This is a genomic window from Glycomyces lechevalierae, assembly GCF_027622945.1.
GTDB lineage: Bacteria > Actinomycetota > Actinomycetes > Mycobacteriales > Micromonosporaceae > Glycomyces > Glycomyces rutgersensis.
Map to the genome: position 1 here is coordinate 17377 of NZ_JAPZVQ010000015.1, position 20630 is coordinate 38006.

General features: G+C 69.4%; 18 protein-coding genes and 1 pseudogene. 13 read left to right on the forward strand and 6 right to left on the reverse strand.

Annotation, left to right across the window (positions count from 1 at the left end; translation table 11 throughout):
• Positions 1-5: 5 nt before the first annotated feature.
• Positions 6-1442: pseudogene (locus O2L01_RS20030) on the reverse strand (GH1 family beta-glucosidase); the annotation flags it as partial.
• A gap of 161 nt (positions 1443-1603) precedes the next feature.
• Here O2L01_RS20030 and O2L01_RS20035 point away from each other — a divergent pair.
• From O2L01_RS20035 to O2L01_RS20045, 3 genes are all read left to right on the forward strand, one after another.
• Entirely contained in the window at positions 1604-2935 is a 1332-nt protein-coding gene (locus O2L01_RS20035) for an ABC transporter substrate-binding protein (RefSeq protein ID WP_270123808.1), read from the forward strand.
• Positions 2936-3068: 133 nt separating this feature from the next.
• Entirely contained in the window at positions 3069-4043 is a 975-nt protein-coding gene (locus O2L01_RS20040; RefSeq protein WP_270123809.1) for a carbohydrate ABC transporter permease, read from the forward strand.
• Positions 4040-4987 carry a carbohydrate ABC transporter permease gene (locus O2L01_RS20045; protein ID WP_270123810.1) on the forward strand — a complete coding sequence of 316 codons (948 nt, stop codon included), beginning with the start codon at positions 4040-4042 and terminating at the stop codon, positions 4985-4987. Before O2L01_RS20040 ends, O2L01_RS20045 begins: the two co-directional genes overlap by 4 nt.
• 51 nt (positions 4988-5038) lie before the next feature.
• On the opposite strand, the gene O2L01_RS20050 is transcribed toward O2L01_RS20045, so the two are convergent.
• Complete coding sequence (locus O2L01_RS20050; protein ID WP_270123811.1) at positions 5039-6148, reverse strand: phospholipase D-like domain-containing protein; 1110 nt, start codon at positions 6146-6148, stop codon at positions 5039-5041.
• Positions 6149-6410: 262 nt separating this feature from the next.
• Between O2L01_RS20050 and O2L01_RS20055 the strand changes: the two genes are divergently transcribed.
• The 6 genes from O2L01_RS20055 to dapB all read left to right on the forward strand — a co-directional run bounded on the left by O2L01_RS20055 (position 6411) and on the right by dapB (position 12828).
• Positions 6411-6644 (forward strand): hypothetical protein, encoded by a 234-nt coding sequence (locus O2L01_RS20055; RefSeq protein WP_270123812.1) that lies wholly within the window; start codon positions 6411-6413, stop codon positions 6642-6644.
• Positions 6645-6721: 77 nt separating this feature from the next.
• The gene (locus O2L01_RS20060; RefSeq protein ID WP_270123813.1) at positions 6722-7651 is read left to right on the forward strand and encodes a bifunctional riboflavin kinase/FAD synthetase; all 930 of its coding nucleotides are present in this window, start codon (positions 6722-6724) and stop codon (positions 7649-7651) included.
• A 103-nt stretch (positions 7652-7754) separates the two neighbouring features.
• Positions 7755-8030, forward strand: coding sequence for a 30S ribosomal protein S15 (rpsO, locus tag O2L01_RS20065; protein ID WP_205326163.1), 276 nt, complete (start codon positions 7755-7757; stop codon positions 8028-8030).
• A 338-nt stretch (positions 8031-8368) separates the two neighbouring features.
• Positions 8369-10798 carry a polyribonucleotide nucleotidyltransferase gene (locus tag O2L01_RS20070; RefSeq protein WP_270123814.1) on the forward strand — a complete coding sequence of 810 codons (2430 nt, stop codon included), beginning with the start codon at positions 8369-8371 and terminating at the stop codon, positions 10796-10798.
• Complete coding sequence (locus O2L01_RS20075) at positions 10799-12097, forward strand: M16 family metallopeptidase (protein WP_270123815.1); 1299 nt, start codon at positions 10799-10801, stop codon at positions 12095-12097.
• A complete protein-coding gene (dapB, locus tag O2L01_RS20080; RefSeq protein ID WP_270123816.1) occupies positions 12094-12828 on the forward strand; it encodes a 4-hydroxy-tetrahydrodipicolinate reductase in 735 nt (244 codons plus the stop codon). Before O2L01_RS20075 ends, dapB begins: the two co-directional genes overlap by 4 nt.
• Before the next feature lie 57 nt (positions 12829-12885).
• On the opposite strand, the gene O2L01_RS20085 is transcribed toward dapB, so the two are convergent.
• Positions 12886-13728 (reverse strand): hypothetical protein, encoded by an 843-nt coding sequence (locus tag O2L01_RS20085; RefSeq protein ID WP_270123817.1) that lies wholly within the window; start codon positions 13726-13728, stop codon positions 12886-12888.
• Between the two features lie 150 nt (positions 13729-13878).
• Positions 13879-14565, reverse strand: coding sequence for an LppM family (lipo)protein (locus O2L01_RS20090; RefSeq protein WP_270123818.1), 687 nt, complete (start codon positions 14563-14565; stop codon positions 13879-13881).
• A gap of 278 nt (positions 14566-14843) precedes the next feature.
• On the opposite strand from O2L01_RS20090, the gene O2L01_RS20095 reads away from it, so the two are divergent.
• A complete protein-coding gene (locus tag O2L01_RS20095; RefSeq protein ID WP_270123819.1) occupies positions 14844-15350 on the forward strand; it encodes a DUF2752 domain-containing protein in 507 nt (168 codons plus the stop codon).
• A 56-nt stretch (positions 15351-15406) separates the two neighbouring features.
• Here the strand turns inward: O2L01_RS20095 and O2L01_RS20100 are convergent, their stop codons facing one another.
• Together O2L01_RS20100 and O2L01_RS20105 are read right to left on the reverse strand one after the other, a co-directional pair.
• Positions 15407-16228 (reverse strand): DUF4097 family beta strand repeat-containing protein, encoded by an 822-nt coding sequence (locus O2L01_RS20100; protein ID WP_270123820.1) that lies wholly within the window; start codon positions 16226-16228, stop codon positions 15407-15409.
• Positions 16229-16240: 12 nt separating this feature from the next.
• Entirely contained in the window at positions 16241-16732 is a 492-nt protein-coding gene (locus tag O2L01_RS20105) for a hypothetical protein (protein ID WP_270123821.1), read from the reverse strand.
• A gap of 206 nt (positions 16733-16938) precedes the next feature.
• Between O2L01_RS20105 and thyX the strand changes: the two genes are divergently transcribed.
• The 3 genes from thyX to O2L01_RS20120 all read left to right on the forward strand — a co-directional run bounded on the left by thyX (position 16939) and on the right by O2L01_RS20120 (position 20436).
• Positions 16939-17691 carry an FAD-dependent thymidylate synthase gene (gene thyX / locus O2L01_RS20110; protein WP_270123822.1) on the forward strand — a complete coding sequence of 251 codons (753 nt, stop codon included), beginning with the start codon at positions 16939-16941 and terminating at the stop codon, positions 17689-17691.
• Positions 17692-17851: 160 nt separating this feature from the next.
• Positions 17852-18745 (forward strand): 4-hydroxy-tetrahydrodipicolinate synthase, encoded by an 894-nt coding sequence (dapA, locus tag O2L01_RS20115; RefSeq protein WP_270123823.1) that lies wholly within the window; start codon positions 17852-17854, stop codon positions 18743-18745.
• Entirely contained in the window at positions 18745-20436 is a 1692-nt protein-coding gene (locus O2L01_RS20120) for a ribonuclease J (protein WP_270123824.1), read from the forward strand. Before dapA ends, O2L01_RS20120 begins: the two co-directional genes overlap by 1 nt.
• Positions 20437-20630 lie beyond the last annotated feature (194 nt).

Consider the following 20630-nt stretch of genomic DNA (forward strand, 5'->3'; position numbering starts at 1 on the left):
TTCTGGGTGGCGTAGTCGACGTGGACGATGCCGAAGCGCTTGTCGTAGCCGAAGGCCCACTCGAAGTTGTCCATGAGCGACCAGGCGGTGTAGCCGCGCACGTCCGCGCCGGCCTCGATCGCGTCGTGGACGGCCGCGATGTGCGAGCGCAGGTACGCGACGCGCTCGGCGTCGTGGACCTCGCCGTCCGCGCTCGGCCCGGTCGGGTAGGCCGCGCCGTTCTCGGTGATCATCGTGGCGATGCCGTAGTCCTTGTGGATGCGCACCAGCAGGTCCGTGAGGCCCGTGGCGTCGACGGCCCAGCCCATGTCGGTGAAGTCCAGGCCCTCGGGCGTGTAGGTCTCGACGCCGATCGTGCCCGGGCCGACGTCGCTCTCCGGCACGCCTTCCTTGGCGCGCACCCAGGTCGGGCTGTAGTAGTTGACGCCCAGCACGTCGATCGGCTGGTTGATCCGGGCGAGGTCGCCCTCCTGCACGAAGGACCAGTCGGTGTGGTGCTGCGTGCGCTCGATGACGTCCGCGGGGTACTCGCCGAGGAGGATCGGGTCGAAGAAGACCCGGTTCGCGATCCCGTCCACGGTCTTCACGGCCTCTTCTTCGCCGCGGACCTGGGTCGGGTTGAGCACGATCGAGACCCGCTCGGCCCCGACGCCGCGCAGCGCCTGGACGGCGAGGCCGTGCGCGAGGTTGAGGTGGTGCACGGCCGCGAGCGCGGCGGCGGGCTCGGTGCGGCCCGGCGCGTGGTGGCCGTTGCCGTAGCCGAGGTACGCCGAGCACCACGGCTCGTTGAGGGTCCACCAGGTGTGGACGCGGTCGGCGAGGCGGGCGCCGACGATCGCGGCGTAGTCGCCGAAGCGCTCGGCGGTCTCGCGCTCGGGCCAGCCGCCGCGGTCCTCAAAGGACTGCGGGAGGTCCCAGTGGTAGAGCGTCGGCATCGGCTTGATGCCGGCCTCGACGAGCTTGTCGACGAGCCGGTCGTAGAAGTCGAGGCCCTTGGGGTTGGCCGGTCCGGTGCCGTCGGGCTGGATGCGCGGCCAGGCGATGGAGAAGCGGTAGGTGTCGACGCCGAGGGACTTCATGAGGGCGACGTCCTCGTCGACCCGGTGGTAGTGGTCGCAGGCCACGGCGCCGGACTGGCCGCGCCAGGTCTTGCCGGGGGTCGCCGAGAAGGTGTCCCAAATGGACTGGCCCCGGCCGTCCTCGGTCGCCGCGCCCTCGATCTGGTAGGAGGCCGTGGCGGTTCCCCACAGGAAGCCCTGGGGAAAGGTCAGCTGCGTCATCGATACGCACCTTTCGCGAATTATTCGGCTGTAACTTCGGTAACAGCAGTCGGTTGCCGGGCCCCGGAATGATACGTCATTGGTATCGCTCCCATGAACCGGGTCTCGACAGATATCGATCCAATTGCGCCCGGTAACGATTCGGCAATGCACACTTGACATTGAGTGTTACCCAGAGCACGATTGCCAGCGTCGCCCCAACGGCGGGTGAGGCAGTCCCGAGCTGGGGCGGAACCGGTGAGAGCGGTTCCCTGCAGGTGGGGACAGGGAGGCAGTCGGACTCGCCGGGGGGCACCACACCTGCGAAGAGAGGGATATCCCCGATGAGCAAGACACGACGCATCTCCTGCCTTGCGGCTGCCGCCAGTGCCATCGCGCTCGCCGCGACCGGGTGCGGGGCGCCGGACGAGGGCGAGAGCGACCGCGGCGCCGTCCCGGACGACGCCACGGACTGCGCCAATTACGAGCAGTACGGCGATCTCAAGGGCCAGACCGTCTCGATCCTCGGGTCCATTCGCGACACCGAGGCCGACGAGATGATGGAGGCCTGGAGCTACTTCGAGTCCTGCACCGGCGCCAAGGTCGACTACGAGGGCTCCGGCGAGTTCGAATCCGACATGAAGGTGCGCGTCGACGGCGGCAACGCCCCCGACATCGCGCTGTTCCCGCAGCCGGGCCTCATGGCGAACTTCAAGGACGACCTGGTCCCGGCCTCCGAAGAGGTCACCAAGCTCGCGACCGAGGGCTGGACCGAGGACTGGCTCAACTACGGCACGATCGACGGCACGCTGTACGCCGCGCCGAACTCCTCGAACGCCAAGTCCTTCATCTGGTACTCGCCGGCGTTCTTCAACGACAACGGCTACGAGATCCCGACCACCTGGGACGACCTGATCGCCCTGTCCGACCAGATCGCCGCCGACGGCGTCATGCCGTGGTGCGTCGGCTTCGAGTCCGGCGGCGCGACCGGCTGGCCCGGCACCGACTGGATCGAGGACATCGTCCTCCGCGAGGGCACCGACCTGTACGACCAGTGGGTCACCCACGAGATCCCGTTCAACGACCCGCGGATCGTCGCCGCCATCGACAAGGCCGGCTCGATCCTGAAGAACGAGTCGTACGTCTACAACGGCACGGACACCATCAGCTCGACCGCGTTCCAGGAGGCCGGCTACCCGCTCCTGGACGGCCAGTGCGCGATGCACCGCCAGGCGTCCTTCTACGGCGCGATGTGGCCGGCCGAGACCAATGTGGCCGAGGACGGCGACGTGTTCGCGTTCCGCTTCCCCGAAGCCAAGGAAGGCGACAACACGATGCTCGTCGGCGGCGAGTTCGTGGCCGCGTTCTCCGACTCCGAGGCCACTGAGGCCATGCGCCAGTTCCTGGCCTCCGAGCTCTACCACGGCGCGCGTCTGCAGACCGGCCCCTGGAGCACCGCCCGCCAGGGCGTGGACCCGAGCAAGGCCACCACGCCGATCAACGAGTTCGCCACCGAGATCCTGACCGACCCCGACGTGACCGTCCGCTTCGACGGCTCGGACCTCATGCCCGGCGAGGTCGGCGCCTCCTCCTTCTGGACCGGCATCGTCCAGTGGGTCGACGGCGACAAGGACAGCCAGCAGATGGCCGACGACATCGAGGCCTCCTGGCCGTAGGATCCGGCCGGCGCAGCTAGCCGTGTAGTCGACAACAAGCCGAGCGGGGCCCACCGGCCCCGCTCGGTCCATTGCCTTTCCGGCAAGGCTCGCAAGCCGCACCATCGGCAACTGACAACTGGAGTCGCACAACGTGGACATATCCGATCTCACCGCTCGATTCGGACTCTTGGCCGTCGGACTCGTCGCCTTCGCGGCGATCCTGCTCGCCCTCTACGGCCTCGCCGAACTCGCCTCCCGCCGCGACCGCAGCCGCGTGGTCGCCACCGTATTCCTCGCCCCCGCCGTGATCTTCCTGCTGGTGGGCCTCGTCTATCCGGCAGTCCGGACCGTCGTCATGTCCGTCTTCAACGGCGACGGGACCGAGTTCGTCGGGTTCGACAACTACGCCTGGGCCGTCACCAACCCCGACGCCCTGCGGACCATCGTCAACACCGCCCTGTGGATCATCGTGGTCCCGCTGGTCTCCACCGCCATCGGCCTCGTGTACGCCGTCCTCATCGACGGCCGCCGCGGCGAGCGGACCTACAAGGCCCTCGTGTTCCTGCCCATGGGCATCTCGTTCGTGGGCGCGTCCATCATCTGGAAGTTCGTCTACCAGTACACCGCCTCGGGCGAGCAGATCGGCCTGCTCAACCAGGTGCGGACCTGGTTCGGCGCGGACCCGGTCAACTGGCTCAACACCGCGATCCTGAACAACTTCCTGCTCATGGTCGTGCTCGTCTGGATCGAAGTCGGCTTCGCCACCGTGGTGCTCTCCGCGGCGCTCAAGGGCGTGCCGACCGAGATCATCGAGGCCGCCCGCATCGACGGCGCCCGGCCGGCGCAGATCTTCTGGAACGTCACGGTCCCGTCGATCCGCTCGGCCATCATCGTCGTCGCGGTGACGGTCTTCATCGCCACGCTGAAGCTGTTCGACATCGTGCGGGCCATGACCGGCGGCCACCACGGCACGGACGTGCTGGCCCACAACATGTGGGACCAGGCCTTCCGGCTCGGGAACGACGGGCGCGGCGCCACCATGGCCGTGCTGCTGTTCCTCCTGGTCATCCCCGTCGTCATCTACCAGGTGCGCAACATGCGCCGGCAGGAACTGGAGGCCCGATGAGCACCGAGACGCAAGCGCCCGAGCAGCGCGCGATCGGCGAGAGCCGCGGCGACCGGATCCGGCGGGTCCTGACCAGCCGCGTCGCGAGCATCGTGGCCCTGCTCATCGCGGTCCTGTGGACGGTCCCCACGGCGGGGCTGTTCATCTCCTCGCTGCGACCGGAGGACGACATCCGCGCCTCCGGCTGGTGGACCGTCTTCACGAATCCGACCTTCACCCTGGACACCTACAACTACGTCCTGTACTCGGACTCCCAGGGCGGCGGGCTCATCCGCAACCTCGTCAACACGGTCGTCATCACGATCCCGGGCGTGATCGTCCCCGTGGCCTTCGCCGCGATGGCCGCGTACGCGCTCTCCTGGATCAACTTCCGGGGCCGGAACTTCCTGTACATCGCGATCTTCGCGCTCCAGGTCGTGCCGCTCCAGATGGCGCTCATCCCGCTGCTGTCCTTCTTCAGCCAGGGCCTGCACATCGGCGACGTCACGATCATGCCGTCGTGGGAGCTCGAGGGCGTGAACACGATCGTGCAAGTCTGGATCGCGCACTCGATCTTCGGCCTCCCGCTCGCGATCTTCCTGCTGCACAACTTCATGCGGGAACTCCCGGGCGACGTCATGGAGGCCGCCCGGATCGACGGCGCCAGCCACTCGCAGATCTTCCGCAAGGTGGTGCTGCCGCTGGTGACCCCGGCGATCGCCTCGATCGCGATCTTCCAGTTCCTGTGGGTGTGGAACGACTTCCTCGTCGGCCGCACCTTCGGCGGCGGCGAGGCGACCCGCCCGCTCACCGCGGTGCTCGGCGACATGGCCGGCACCTGGGGCTTCGGCTGGACGCGGCTCCCGGCCGCGGCCTTCATCGCGATCATCGTGCCGCTCGTGGTGTTCCTGCTGCTCCAGCGCTACTTCGTGCGCGGGCTGCTCGCGGGTTCCGTCAAGGGTTAAGCGACGCAAGGCGACAGGGGGGAGGGGCCGCGAGGCCCCTCCCCCCTTCGCTCATTTCGCGCCGTCCCAGAGGCTCTGGAAGTGCGCGGCGTACCGGTCCGCGACCGCCTGGTTCACCACCCGGATCATGTTGTCGTTGGAGTGGTTGAGGCCGTTGCCGTTGAGGTTGTGCGTGCCAGTCCACACGACCGCGCGGTGCGAGGACCCGAACTGCGCCTCGGCGATGACGTACTTGTTGCGGTGCGCGTCGTGCACCCGCACATTGGACGCGCCGAGCTTGTCCTCGATCCATCCCGGACTCGCGGTGGGGCCGGAGCGGACCACGACCCGCACCTGGCAGCCGAGGCCCTGGATCCGGTCGAGCTGGGCCCGCACCTCGGGGCGGTTGGACTGGAAGTTCGCGCTGCCCACCCAGACCCGGTCGCCCTTGCCGCAGCCGGTGATCTGCGCGAGCTCGGCCGCGAACGCGTCGGACCGGCGCGGGAACGCCCACGCCCGCGCGAGGGAGCCGCCCTTGCCCTTGTCCGCGTCGGTCCAGCCGTTCCAGTTCCTCGCGTAGAGCCGGTTCCAGTAGGCGGTGTAGAAGTCGAAGAGGGCGCGGTCGCCGTGCACGCCGATCAGGTTGTGCGCCTGCGTCAACTGCGAGCCGACGAAGCTGAGGCTCGTCACCAGCACCGTGGGGGCGCCGCCCTTCTCGATGAGGAAGAACCGGTTGTGCATGGGGCCCTTGCGCGTCCCTTCCGAGTTCGGCAGGCAGCCGCCGTCGCACTGGTGCACCGCGGCCCCGGCGTTCTCGAGCTTCGCGATCACCGCGTCGTTGAGCGAGGGCCGGTCGTTGCGGGTGCCGAAGACGGCCCTGACGTCGACGCCGCGCTTCTCGGCCGCGACGAGCGCGTCGGCGAGCGGCGCGATGGGCTTGTCGAGCGAGAAGTAGTAGACCGCGAGCCGGATCGTGTCGCCCTTGCCGGTCGCCGCGACCTGCCTCGTGATCTCCTCGACGATCGAGGTGTCCTTGGCGCCGTTGGGATTCGTGGTGCACACGGTGTAGCTGCCCGTGCGGCCGCAGCCGGTCGCCGCCGCCTGGGCCGGGGACGCGGCGGTCAGGGTGAGGGCCGCGAGCATCGCGCCCGCCGCCGCCATGGCGAGGAATCTCCGGTTCATGCCTGCCCCTCCGATCAGCGAGGTCTCTGAGACATGAACATGGCACGGGATCGGGTCGGTGGCGGGCTTTCGGGCGGGTACCGGACGTTTCGCGTGGTAGGGCGGTCACGGCCTTGTAATTTCCACGAGGGTGAAATGCGGCTGTTGTCAGGCGGATTCCTGGAAACGACGGTCGGATAGCCGACGATCTCTCAACAATTGATGGAGGTCCCCACCCGCGATCCCACCGTGAAGACCAGTGCAGTCAGGAGTCGTCATGAGTATGAGCGCCGCAGAAGAACTGCCCGAGGAATTCCGCAGGTCCCTCTCCGATCAGGCCAAGCAGGAACCCGCCCACGCGGAACCGAAGGTCCTCGCCGAAGAACAGCCCCGCCTCGCCGAACCCGCCAGCACCGGCTGGCTGTTCATCGGCATGCTGCTGGTGGTCGCCATCGGCGTGCTGCTGCTCGTCATCTTCGCCTCCGGCGGCAACGCGGACGAGTCGCTGATGCTGTAGGCGGCGCGGAACGCGTTTGCATCACTGCGGCCCCATCACGATGCCGTCCGCCTTGCGGGAGTGGCAAGATCTGGACCGTGGAAACCTGGCGTGGAATAGACGCGACCCCCGAGGGCTGGCCCGCCTCCGTCGTCGCCATCGGCGTGTTCGACGGGGTGCACCGGGGCCACGCGGCCCTCGTCCGCACCGCCGTCAAGGCCGCCGCCGAGCGCGAGGCACGCTGCGTCGTCGTCACCTTCGATCCCCATCCGACCGCGGTGGTCGCACCGCATGCGATGCCGGCGCAGCTCACCGGCATCGAGCGGCGCGTCGAACTGCTCGGCGCCCTCGGCGTCGACGCGGTCTGCGTGCTGCCCTTCACGAAAGAGCTCTCGCAGCTCAGCCCGGACTACTTCGTGCGCCACGTCCTCGTCGGCGGTCTGCACGCCAAAGCCGTCGTCGTGGGCGAGAACTGGCGCTTCGGCCACAAGGCCGCCGGGGACGTCAAGAAGCTCGCCGAGCTCGGCGAGGAGTTCGACTTCGAGGTCCTCCCGCAGACCCTCACGGCCGACGATGAGGCCTTCTCGTCCACCCGCGTGCGCGGCCTCATCGCCGCAGGCGATGTCGCGGCCGCCGCCGAAGTCCTCGGCCGCGACTTCGGCATCGAGGGCACCATCGTCCACGGCGCCGGCCGCGGCGGCACCGCCCTCGGCTTCCCGACTGCGAACCTCGCCGTCGCGGCGGGCACCGCGATCCCCGCCGACGGGGTCTACGCCGGCTGGCTCTACCGCGACTCGCACCGCTACCCCGCGGCGATCAGCGTCGGCACCAACCCCACCTTCAACGGCACGGAGCGCACCGTCGAGGCCTACCTCCTCGACTTCTCCGGCGACCTCTACGGCGCCGAGGTCCGCCTCGACTTCACCGCCCGCCTGCGCGGCCAGGTCGCCTTCGCCGGCATCGAACCGCTCATCGCGCAGATCGAGACCGACGTCGCAGACACCCGCCGGGCGTTGGACCTGCGCTGACGCCCTGTTAGCCTTAAGCCTGAATTCGTAACTTACGAACTCGTATCTGACCAGCCTGCTCGACACCGCGGGTTGGCCGTAACTCATGAAAGGGTGTTCGAACATGGCGCTCGACGCTGAAAAGAAGGCCGCGATCATCAAGGAATACGCGACCAGCGAGGGCGACTCGGGTTCCACCGACGTCCAGGTCGCGATCCTGACGACCCGCATCCGCGAGCTCACCGCCCACGTGCAGGAGCACAAGCACGACCACCACTCGCGTCGTGGTCTGCTCCTCCTCGTCGGCAAGCGCCGCCGCCTCCTCAAGTACCTGAAGAAGGAAGACATCGCGCGCTACCGCGGCCTCATCGAGCGCCTCGGCATCCGCGACAACGCCTAATCGAGACTTGAAGAAGGGAGCGTCCCGCGAGGGGCGCTCCCTTTCGCATACCCCCGCCAGGGTGCCTTTCACGGCTCACTTTCGCTTCGCCACTGCCGCCGCGTCGGCCGGGTAACGTAAGGTGGGCGATGAGCACCACGCTCGACCGCAGCGCCTCCGCACGAGGCGCGGCGCGGCACGCCAGAGACCGCCCCGGTCCTCGGTAGTGGCATCCGGAACGTCCCGCTCGACGCGGGACCGAGCTTCCGAGTGCTTCGATCGAAGACCGGAAAAGCGCGCAGGCGAGCCGCATTCCGAACTACGCAGTGCACTGAACTGCATAAGGAGATCGACACTCTATGTCCGATAACGAACGGACACCCGAGGCCTACAACCTCGGGGAGCACCACGCCACCGCCGTGATCGACAACGGCGCCTTCGGCACCCGCAAGATCGTCTTCAGCACCGGCCGCCTGGCCAAGCTGGCCCAGGGCTCCGCGATCGTCCAGATGGACGACACCGTCGTCCTCGCGACCACCGCCGCCTCGAAGAACCCGAAGGACCACTTCGACTTCTTCCCGCTGACCGTGGACATCGAGGAGCGGATGTACGCCGCCGGGCGCATCCCGGGCTCGTTCTTCCGCCGCGAGGGCCGCCCGAGCGAGAACGCCATCCTCACCTGCCGCCTCATCGACCGCGGCCTGCGCCCGTCCTTCGTGTCGGGTCTGCGTAACGAGGTCCAGGTCATCGGCACGATCCTCTCGGTCGACGCCCGCGACGAGTACGACGTGGTCGCCATGAACGGCGCCTCCATGTCGACCCAGCTCGCCGGCCTGCCCTTCTCGGGCCCGCTGGGCTCGACCCGCATCGTCCTCATCGAGGGCACCTGGGTCGCGTTCCCGACCCTGGAGCAGATCGAGAAGGCCACCTTCGACATGATCGTCACCGGCCGGGTCCTCGACTCGGGCGACGTCGCGATCATGATGGTCGAGGCCGAGGCCACCGACAACACGATCAGCCTCATCGCGGCCGGCGGCACCAAGCCGACCGAAGAGGTCGTCGCGAGCGGCCTCGAGGCCGTCAAGCCGGTCATCGCCGAGCTCGTTCGCGCCCAGGCCGAACTGGCCAAGGTCGCCGCGAAGCCCGTCGCCGACTACCCGCGCTTCCTGGACTACCAGGACGACGCGTACGCCGCCGTCGAAGCGGCCGTCTCGGCCGAGCTCGACCAGGCGCTGCAGATCGCCGACAAGACCGACCGCCAGGACGAGCTCGACCGCGTCAAGTCGGTCATGCTCGAGAAGCTCGGCGCGGACTTCGAAGGCCGCGAAGGCGAACTGGGCGCCTCCCTGCGCTCGCTCACCAAGAAGCTGGTCCGCAAGCGCGTCATCACCGAGGGCGTCCGCATCGACGGCCGCCTCCCGGCGTACATCCGGCCGCTGGCCGCCGAGGCCGGGATCCTTCCCCGCGTCCACGGCTCGGCCCTGTTCGAGCGCGGCGAGACCCAGATCATGGGTGTCACCACGCTGAACATGCTGCGCATGGAGCAGGCCATCGACACGCTGTCGCCGGTCAGCAAGAAGCGCTACATGCACAACTACAACTTCCCGCCGTACTCGACCGGTGAGACCGGCCGCGTGGGCTCGCCCAAGCGCCGCGAGATCGGCCACGGCGCGCTCGCCGAGCGCGCCCTCGTGCCGGTGCTGCCGAGCCGCGAGGAGTTCCCGTACGCGATCCGCCAGGTCTCCGAGGCGCTCGCGTCGAACGGCTCGACCTCGATGGGCTCGGTCTGCGCGTCCACGATGTCGCTCATGAACGCCGGCGTGCCGATCAAGGCCCCCGTCGCGGGCATCGCGATGGGCCTCATCTCCGAGGAGGTCGACGGCGAGACCAAGTACGTCACGCTGACCGACATCCTCGGCGCCGAGGACGCTTACGGCGACATGGACTTCAAGGTCGCCGGCACCGCCGAGTTCGTGACGGCTCTGCAGCTGGACACGAAGCTCGACGGTCTGCCGTCGGACGTGCTGGCGCAGGCACTGCAGCAGGCGAACGACGCCCGCCACGCGATCCTCGACGTCATGCTCGACGCGATCAGCGAGCCGGGCGAGCTGGCCGCGACCGCGCCGCGCATCACGACCCTGAAGATCCCCGTGGACAAGATCGGCGCGATCATCGGCCCGAAGGGCCAGACGATCAACCAGATCCAGGACGACACCGGCGCGGACATCACCGTCGAGGACGACGGCACGATCTACGTGTCGGCGGAGAACGGCGAGGCCGCTCAGGCCGCGGTCGAGACGATCAACGCGATCGCGAACCCGACCCTCCCGAACGTGGGGGACCGGTTCCTGGGCACGGTCGTCAAGACCACCGACTTCGGCGCGTTCATCTCGCTGACGCCGGGCCGCGACGGCCTCCTGCACATCTCGAAGGTCGGCGACGGCAAGCGCGTCGAGCGGGTCGAGGACGTGCTGAGCGTCGGCGACAAGGTCGAGGTCGAGATCGGCGACATCGACAACCGCGGCAAGATCTACCTGGACAAGGTGTACCCGGAGGGCCAGGAGCCCGAGGGGTACAAGAAGGGCCGTCCGGCCGAGCGCAAGGAGTCCCGCGGGGACCGGGGCGACCGCGGTGACCGCGGCCCGCGCCGCGACCGCGAGCGCTCCGGCGGCGAGCGCGGCGAGCGTTCCGGCGGCGGCGACCGCGGCGAGCGCAGCGGTTCCGGCGACGGCGAGCGCCGCCGCCGCCGCACCCGCCGCAGCGACGAAGGCGGAGGCTCGGAAGAGTAGATGAGTCGTCCCCAGACTCACACGCTGATTGACGATCCGCTGGGCGGCACGGTCCGAGTGACCGTGCTGCCCGGCGGTTTGCGTGTGCTCACCGAATCCGTCCCGACCATGCGCTCCGCCTCGGTGGGCGTGTGGGTCGGCGTCGGCTCCCGCGACGAGTCCCCCGAGCTCGCCGGCGTCTCGCACTTCCTGGAGCACCTGCTGTTCAAGGGGACCGCGAAGCGCACCGCCACCGAGATCGCCGAGGCCGTCGAGGCGGTCGGCGGCGAGTCGAACGCGTACACGGCGCGGGAGCTGACCTGCTTCTACGCGCGCGTGCTCGACGACGACCTGCCGATGGCCGTCGACGTGCTCGGCGACGCCATGTGCAACTCGCTCGTGACCGCCGCGGACGTCGAGGTCGAGCGCGACGTGATCCTCGAGGAGATCGCCGCGTCCGCCGACGAGCCCTCCGACGTCGTGCACGAGCTGTTCTCCCTGGCGCTGTTCGGCGACGGGGCGCTGGGCCGGGACATCGCCGGCGACCCGGACACGGTCCGGGCGCTCACCCGCGACCAGATCTACGACTTCTACCGGCGGCACTACACGGCCCCGAACCTGACGGTGTGCGCCGCCGGGGGCGTGGACCACGCCGAGACGGTCAAGCTCGTGTCGGAGGCGTTCGCGCCGATCCTGGGCGGCGCGAACGTGCCGCGCCAGCGCCGGCACGACGAGGACCTGCTGCCGGACCCGGTGCCGCTCATGGTGGAGCGGCACGACACGGAGCAGGCGCACCTGGTGGTGGGCTGCCGGCTGTTCTCGCGGCACGACCCCCGCAAGGACGCGTTCGAGGTGCTGAACAACATCCTCGGGGGCGGCATGTCCTCGCGGCTGTTCCAGTCGGTGCGCGAGCGGCGCGGCCTGGCGTACACGGTGTACTCGTTCTCGACGTACTTCGCGGACACGGGCATGTTCGGCGTCTACGCCGGTTCCAACCCCGACAAGGTGCACCAGGTCCGCGACCTGGTGCTCGCCGAGCTCGCGCAGGTGGCCGCCGAGGGCGTCACCGAGGCGGAGTTGCGGCGCGGCCAGGGCATGGCCAAGGGCGGGATGGTGCTCGCGATGGAGGACTCCGGTTCGCGCATGAACGGGCTGGGCCGCGAGGAGCTGCTGTACGGCGACCACTGGAGCCTGGAGCAGGAGATCGCGGACATCGAGGCGGTGACGGTGGAGCAGATCAAGGCCGTGGCCGCGGAGATCCTGGCGCAGCCGATGACGACCGTGGCCGTGGGGCCGTTCGACCAGAGGGATTTCGCATGATCAAGGTGGGTGTGCTCGGGGCGCACGGCCGCATGGGCACGGCCGTGTGCGAGGCGGTGGACGCCGCGGAGGACATGGAGCTGACGGCGACCGTGGGCCGCGACGAGCCGTTGGAGAAGCTCGCGGGCGTCGACGTGGTCGTGGACTTCACGCTGCCGGACACCGTGATGGGCAACCTGGCGTGGTGCGTGGAGCACAGCATCCACACCGTGGTCGGCGTGTCAGGCTTTGACGCGAAGCGACTGGAGTCCGCGCGGGAGATCCTGGCGGCCGACCCCGAGGTCGGTTCCGTGATCGCCCCGAACTTCGGGATCGGCGCGGTGCTGATGATGCAGTTCGCGGCGAAGGCCGCCAAGCACTTCGACCACGCGGAGATCATCGAGTCGCACCACCCGCGCAAGGTCGACGCGCCTTCGGGCACGGCCGTGCACACCGCCCGCATGATCGCGGCGGCGCGCGCGGAGGCCGAGCTGCCGGACATGCCGGACGCGACCGAGTCGGACCCGCAGGGCGCGCGCGGCGCGGAGATCGACGGCGTGCGGATCCACGCGATCCGCTCGGCCGGGTACGTGGCGAGCCAGGAGGTGCGCTTCGGCGGCCCCGGCGAGCGGTTCACGATCGGCCACGACTCGCTCGACCGGGCCTCGTTCATGCCCGGCGTGCTGCTGGCGGTGCGCGAGGTCGTGAAGCGCCCGGGCCTGACCGTGGGCTTGGACGACCTGCTCGACTGAGTCGATACGCGAAGAAGGGCCCGCCGTTGCTTCGGCGGGCCCTTTCGTCATGTGCGGCTACTCGATCGACGGGCTCTCGGTGACCGTCTCCTCCTGCGGTGTGGGGCTGGGGGTCGCCTCGGTCCCGCCTGTGCCGGCGTCGGGGGTGGGGGAGGCGCTCGGCGATTCGGTGGTCGCGGACTCGCTGGGGGAGGCGCTCGCGGACGGCGACTCGGAGGCGGCCGATTCGCTCGGGGACGCGGATTCGGTGGGCGCCACGGAGGTCGACGGGGTGTCGTCGGGCTCGCTGCTCTCGACGTGCGTCTCGATGACGGTGGTCTCGGTGCCGTCGCTGACGAACCGGCCGGGGTCGCCGGTGAGGGCGCCGAGGAGGTAGAGCGCGGCGACGGTGACGCCGAAGACGAGGACGCTGGAGATGAGGATGGCCACGAGGGTGCGCTTGTTCGACTGCGATTTCGTGACGTGGCCTTCAGGGGCCGGTTCGGCGGGGATGACGATCTCGTCGGTGTCTTCTCTGTAGGCGTCTCTTTCTCTGTAGGTGTCGGCGCTGCGGACGGCCGCGGCGTCGGTGAGGACGGCGGTCTCGTCGCCGCCTCGGAGCGCTTGCAGCCGTTCGGTGCCGGGGATCTTCGCGGTGGCCGTGGCGCGCTCGGGTTTGAGTTCCACGGTTGATTCGGTGGCCTTGCCTCGGGCGACGGGGGCGAGCGCGGTGATCTGCTCTTTGATCTTCTCGCCGGTGCGGCGCATGGCCCGGAGGATGAGGACCGCGCCGATGGAGGAGCAGACGCTGAGGACGGCGGTGCCGGCGAGGGTGCCCCAGAGGCCGAGGAGTTTCGCGAGGACCGCGCCGAGGACGGTGGCGCCCGCGGCGGCGAGCACCTGACCGATGCTCAACTCCATGTTGGGGTCGCTTTGCCTGTGCCCCTTGCTCTTCGACTCGTATTGAGTCACCGGCCCTCCCCGCTGGTGTTATAGATCCGTTACGCCGACAGGCTCACCAGAATACGGGCCGTAGGTGAGACGGCTACGGTTTGTGCTGGAGCTAACGGCTCAAGCGGACGGGTTGCCGATGGAGTAGCGGCGCAAACGCCGCCACTGCCACAGCCACAGGAGCGCACACACGACCAGCACGAACGCGACTCCGGCGATGAGGAAGGCGATGCCGTTGTTCGCGACGGCGGTGGCGTTGAGGTCGTACTCCTCGCCTGGGGTCATGGTCCAGGTGACGGTGCGGCCTTCAAGGGTGCCGTTGTGCTCGGTGACGCGGGCGGGGAAGTCGACGCTGAGGAGGATCTCGGCGCCGGCGAACTGGGCCGGGTCGAGGAACCCGGCGGCGCGCAGGTCCCAGTGGCTCTCGAGGTCGTACTCGCGGCCGGTGTGCTGGATGCGGAGGTAGCCCCAGTCGTCGCCGCCGAACTCGGCGAACTCGCTGAGGGGGCGGTCGGTGAAGGTCGCGGTGGCGCCGGTGTAGCCGCCTTCGGCGTAGGGGGTGCGCTCGGTGCCGGGCACGCCGTCGAGCAGCGCGTCGAGGAACGCTTCGAGCTGCGCCTGGTCGAGGCCCTGGTCGCTTGCGTGCGCCATGAACTCGTCGCTCCAGGCGGCGGTGAACTCGCCGCCCACGGTGTCGTCGGGGCGGACCTCCAGGCCGAGGTCGATCCGGAGACACCCGGAAGTGGCGAAGAGCAGCCCGAGCGCGGCGGCGGCGACGAGCACACGGCGAGTTAGCAGACCCAGCATGACCCTGAGCCTAGGCCCGATAAAGCGCCCCTTCGCCGGTTTCGACCGACTCGGGGCGAGTGGAATGTCGTACCCCGGTGTCACCCTTTTTTCGGGGGCCCTGGAAACGAGCCTCAGGCCCTCTCCGCGTGCCCGCCGGATCCCGGCCCGAGCCGAATGTCGTACCCCCGTGCCACCCTCGTCTCGGGGGCCCTGAGAACGAGCCCCGGTCGCTCTCCCTGCGCCCGCCGGACGGTCTCGCTCGCCTGTTCCCGTTAGGCTGTCGGTGAGGAGGCGATGTGTGCGCAGTCGATGAGGCCACCCTGGCGTCGGAGCCCGGCCGGGCCCCGGAGCGCAAGCGCGGCAATCCGGTGCAGCGCTTGGCGGCGAGCGTGTTCGGGCATCCCGCGTTCGCGCCGCTCGCGATCCTCGGCTGCTTCTCGGCCGCCGCGGCCGGGATCGTCGTCACGAACCCGACCGACAACACCGGCCCGAGCACCTGCCTGTTCAAGGTCGCCACCGGCTTCGACTGCCCCGGGTGCGGCGGCACCCGCGCGTTCTACTACCTCGTCACCCTCAACCTGCCCGAGGCCGCGCGCCACCACCTGATGGCCGTCTTCGCCGCCCCGTTCATCGTCTGGATGTACCTCGCCTGGGCCCTGCCGCGCGTCCTCCCGCGCCGTTCCTGGCGGCTCCCGACCTTCCACCTCACCCCGAACGCGCTCACCGGGTTCCTCATCGTCTGGGGCGTCTTCTTCATCGCCCGGAACCTGCCGTGGGAGCCGTTCAGCTTCTTCTACGTATGAGCGAGGGCCCGGCCGTGCGGCCGGGCCCTCTACTCGGGTGTTGTGGTGTTGCGGCTCTAGGCGTAAGCGCTCGCGCGGTGCAGGTAGATGTCGCCCGAGACCGAGCGGGCCCGCACCTCCAGGCTCGTGCCCGTGCTCGACGGCGCCGGCGAGGTGTCGCCCGTGGCCAGCTCGGAGGTCACCGAGCCCGCCTTCGCGTCCAGGTCGACCCAGATGTCCGTGCCCGGCACGACGCCGAGGCTGATGCGGCCCGAGACCGTGTTCGCCCGCACGGAACCGGAGCGGAGCGCGCTCAGCTCGATCCCTCCCGAGAGCGTGTTCACGTTCGCGTTCGAGTCGACCCGCTCGGCCGTGATCGAACCGGCCACCGTCTTCGCGGTGAAGTCCCCGCCCACGTGGTCGGCCTTCACCTGGCCCGAAGCCGTGTTGGCGCGGAAGTCCTCGATCGCGTCGATGACGCTGATCGAACCCGAGACGGTGTTCGCGCGGACGGTGGTCGCGTTCTCCACCGTCGCCGAACCGGCGACCGTGTTGATCGAGACCGCGCCGAGCTTGCCGTGCAGGCTGATCGGCGCGGACGTCGTCTTCACCGAGACCTCCGAGCGGACCGGCACCTTCACCGCGAGGTGCACGCCGATCTCCTTGCGGAAGAACCAGTTCTGCGCCTTCTCGGGAGCCACGACCCGCAGGTGCCCGTTCTCGAACTCGACGCGCGCCAGGTCGGCGGCGTCGGCGTCCCCCTCGGAGCGGCGCTGCGCGGGCTTGATCTCCACGAGCACCGTGTTGAGCTCGTGGGCGGTGACGGTGACCGAGCCGTCGGCGAGGGTGATCGCCGCCGTGACCGGCCCGTCGTGGGTGAATTCGGTGTACTCGTTCATTGCTCGGTGCTCCTAAGCCCTGGCGTAGCCGGTGATGCGCTGGCTGTACTTCGCGCCGGCGGGCTGGCCCGAGGTGCGGGAAGCGTGCACGGCGTTGTTGATCGCGCGCACCAGCCAGGCGTTGACCGAGGCGCCGTCCGAAGAGGCCGCCTTCTCGACGTCCTCCTTCAGCGACTCGGGAAGACGCAGCGTGATGCGGGCGACGTCGTCGTCCACCGGCGGGGCCGGCGGCGGCGCGGCCTCGGCGGTCTCGCCGCCGCGCACCTGCAGGTCCACTTCCCGGCCGCGCACGCGCAGATCGACCGACGCAGAGGAACCGGCCTGGTCGAGCCCGGCGGTGATCTCCGCCGCGGCCTCCGACAGGGCCTCCATGAGCGCCAGGCGAGCCCCCGCGTCGAGCGCCTCTGACAGCAGTTCAGCGGTCCGCGCGGCTTCCTCGCCGCCGGGCGCGGCGGCAGCGGTGAGGCTCCGGCGGAGCGATTCGATATACGGCGTCAAGTCCATGACACCATGGTGACATCATTTCTGACGTCTGTCAAGCGGCGTTCTGAAACCAGACAGTGCGATCCGAACCACCATCCCCACCCGCACACCGCCGCGACACCGCCCCGCGCCGGGCGCGTGCCGGACCACACTCCGCAGCCGAGTACCCTCAGGGAGTCGAGAACCAGCAATAACAGGCACCGAACACGAAACGAGGGGGAGCGGGGATGCCCGAAATCGTACCGATGGACGTCCGACTCATCGCCTGGACGCACTTCGAGTCCCCGGCCGACGTCCCCTGGGACACCGACGCCGACGGCGGCCAAGCCCTCGCCGAATTCGCCGGCCGCGCCTGCTACCAGTCCTGGAAGAAGCCCAACCCCAAGACCGCGACCAACGCCGGATACCTCGAGCACATCCTCCAGGTCGGCCACCTCTCCGTCCTCGAGCACGGCACCGTCAGCTTCTACCTCAGCGGCATCTCACGCTCCCTCACCCATGAGCTGATCCGCCACCGCCACTTCTCGTACTCCCAGCTCTCTCAGCGGTACGTCCCCGAACGCGACGCCGCCATGGTCGAGCCCGAGGCCATCGCCAACGACCCCGAACTCCACCAGCGCTTCCTCGCCGCCGCCGAAGCCGCCCAGAGCGCCTACAACGACCTCCTCGAAGGCCTCGAGAAGCAGTTCGCCGACGTCGCCAACCCCACGCTGCGCCGAAAGCAAGCGCGCCAAGCGGCGCGTTCAGTACTCCCCAACGCCACCGAGACCCGCATCGTCGTGACCGGCAACTACCGCGCCTGGCGGCACTTCATCGCCATGCGCGCCTCCGAGCACGCCGACGTCGAGATCCGGGCGCTGGCCATCGCATGCCTCAAGCAGCTCAAAGAGAAGGCCGCCAACGTCTTCGCCGACTTCCAGATCACGAAGCTCGACGACGGCACCGAGGTCGCCTCCAGCCCCTACGTCACCGAGGGCTAGAGCCGCGGGCAATCCCCGCACCGCGCCGCTACGGCCGCGCACACGCGGCCGTAGCGCCAATCCGCGGCGGTGCGGCGGAAAAACTTGAGACAGTTACAAACGCAGCGAGCGGCCGGGCGCAGGCGCCCCGGCCGCCGGAACCAGCATTGGTGAAAGCAACATGCGCAACGCAACGCGCCCCTTCGGGCGAACACTCGCGGCCATGATCACGCCGTTCACGCCCTCGGGCGAACTCGACGTCCCCGGCACCGCCGCCCTCGCCCGCCACCTCGTCGACGAGCAGGGCTGCGAAGGCCTCGTCGTCAACGGCACCACCGGCGAATCGCCCACCACCACCGACGCCGAGAAGACCCAGGTCCTCGAGACCGTCCTCGAAGCCGTCGGCGACCGCGCCCACGTCATCGCCGGCGCCTCCACCTACGACACCCGCCACTCGGTGCGGCTCGCCCAGGAGGCCGAGAAGACCGGGGCCCACGGGCTCCTCCTCGTGACGCCGTACTACAACAAGCCCACCCAGGCCGGCGTCCTCGCCCACTTCACCGCCATCGCCGACGCCGCCGACCTGCCGGTCATGCTCTACGACATCCCGCCGCGCTCGGTCATCGGCATCGACGAGGCCACCTTCGCGCGCCTCGCCGAGCACACCCGCATCATCGCGGTCAAGGACGCCACCGGCGACCTCGCCAAGGCCCACCGCGTCCGCGTCGCCACCGGCCTCACCTTCTACTGCGGCGTCGACGAGCTCAACCTCGCCGCCTACGCCACCGGCCAGGTCGGCGTCGTCTCCGTCGTCGCCCACCTCGTCGGGAAGCAGATCAACGCCATGTTCGACGCCTACGACGACGGCGACACCGCCAAGGCCGCCGCCATCAACGACCGGCTCCTGCCCGCCGTCAACGCCCTCATGGGACGCGGCCCCGGCATCATCGCCGTCAAGGCCGGACTCTCCGGCCAAGGCCTGCCCGCCGGCGAGCCCCGCCTCCCGCTCCTGCCCGCGGACGACGCGCTCGCCGCCGACATCGCCACCGCCCTCGCCGACCTGAAGGAGGCCTGATGGGCCTGACCCGACCCACGAACCTCGGCGCCCCGGGCGCCCTCCCCGAAGGCGCCCTGCGCGTCATCCCCCTCGGCGGACTCGGCGCCATCGGCCGCAACATGACCCTCTTCGAATACGAAGGGCGCCTCCTCATCGTCGACTGCGGGGTGCTCTTCCCCGACGTCGACCAGCCCGGCGTCGACCTGATCCTGCCGGACTTCACGCAGATCCTCGACCGCCTCGACGACATCGAGGCCATCGTCGTCACGCACAGCCACGAGGACCACATCGGCGCGATCCCCTACCTCCTCGAGCACAAGAACGACATCCCCGTCGTCGGCTCCAAGTTCTCGGTCGCCCTCGTCGAGGCGAAGCTCCGCGAACGCCGCATCAAGCCCGCCGGGATCGTCGTCGCCGAGAACGAGACGCTGGAACTCGGGCCCTTCGGCCTCGAATTCCTCGCCGTCAACCACTCGATCCCCGACGCGCTCGCCGTCGCCATCCGCACCGAAGCCGGCCTGGTGCTCCACACCGGCGACTTCAAGATGGACCAGCTGCCGCTCGACGGGCGCATCACCGACCTCGCCGGCTTCGCCCGGCTCGGCGACCAAGGCGTCGACCTGCTCCTCTCGGACTCCACGAACGCCGAGATCCCCGGCTTCGTGACCTCCGAGCGCCAGATCGGGCCCGTCCTCGACAAGCTCTTCGAAGACGTCAAGGGCCGCATCATCGTCGCCTCCTTCGCCAGCCACGTGCACCGCGTGCAGCAGGTCATGGACGCCGCCTACGCGCACGGCCGCAAGGTCGCCTTCGTCGGCCGCTCGATGGTCCGCAACATGGCGATCGCCCGCGACCTCGGCCTCATGCACGTCCCCGACGGCCTGCTCGTCAGCATGGACGAGGCCGTGCGCCTCCGCGCCGACGAGATCGTCTACATGTCCACCGGATCGCAGGGCGAGCCCATGAGCGCCCTCGGCCGCATGGCCTCCGGCGACCACCGGCACATCGCCGTCGAACCCGAGGACACGATCATCCTCGCCTCGTCGCTCGTGCCCGGCAACGAGACCGCCGTCTACGGCGTCATCAACCGCCTCGCGCGCACCGGCGCCACCGTCATCCACAAGGACGTCGCGAAGGTCCACGTCTCCGGCCACGCCCCCGCGGGCGAGCTGCTGTACGTGCTCAACGTCGTCAAGCCCTCCAACATGATCCCGGTCCACGGCGAAGCCCGGCACCTCCAGGCGCACGCGCGCCTCGCCATCGAGTCCGGGGTCCCGGCCGACCAGGTCATCGTCATCGAGAACGGCGACGTCGTCGACCTCATCGACGGCGTGGCCCGCATCGTCGGGCACGTCCCCAACAACCTGATCTACGTCGACGGCCTCTCCGTGGGCGACGTCGGCGAGCCCGTGCTCAGCGAGCGCCGGATGCTCGGCGACGGCGGCTTCATCGCGGCCACGGTGGTCATCGACTCCGAGAACGGCAAGATCGTCGGCGGCCCCACCGTCTCGGCACGCGGGTTCTCCGAGGACCCCAAGGCCTTCGACGGGGTCCTGCCGCTCATCGACGACGCCATGGAACGCGCCGCCGTCGACGGCATCACCGACCCGCACCAGCTCCAGCAGATCCTGCGGCGCACCGTCGGCAAGTGGGTCAACGACACCTACCGCCGCCGCCCGATGATCGTGCCGCACGTCCTCGAAGTATGAGAGGACCGATGGGCTCGAGTCTCGAAGTATGAGCGGACCGATGGGCTCGAGTCTCGAAGTGTGAGGGGATCGATGGGCTCGAGTCTCGAGGTATGAGGGGACCGATGAACTCGAGTCTGGAAGTCTGAGCACGCGTCTCGAAGCGCGACAAGCGAAGCGGCGGGGCCGCGCCCGATCGGGCGCGGGCCCGCCGC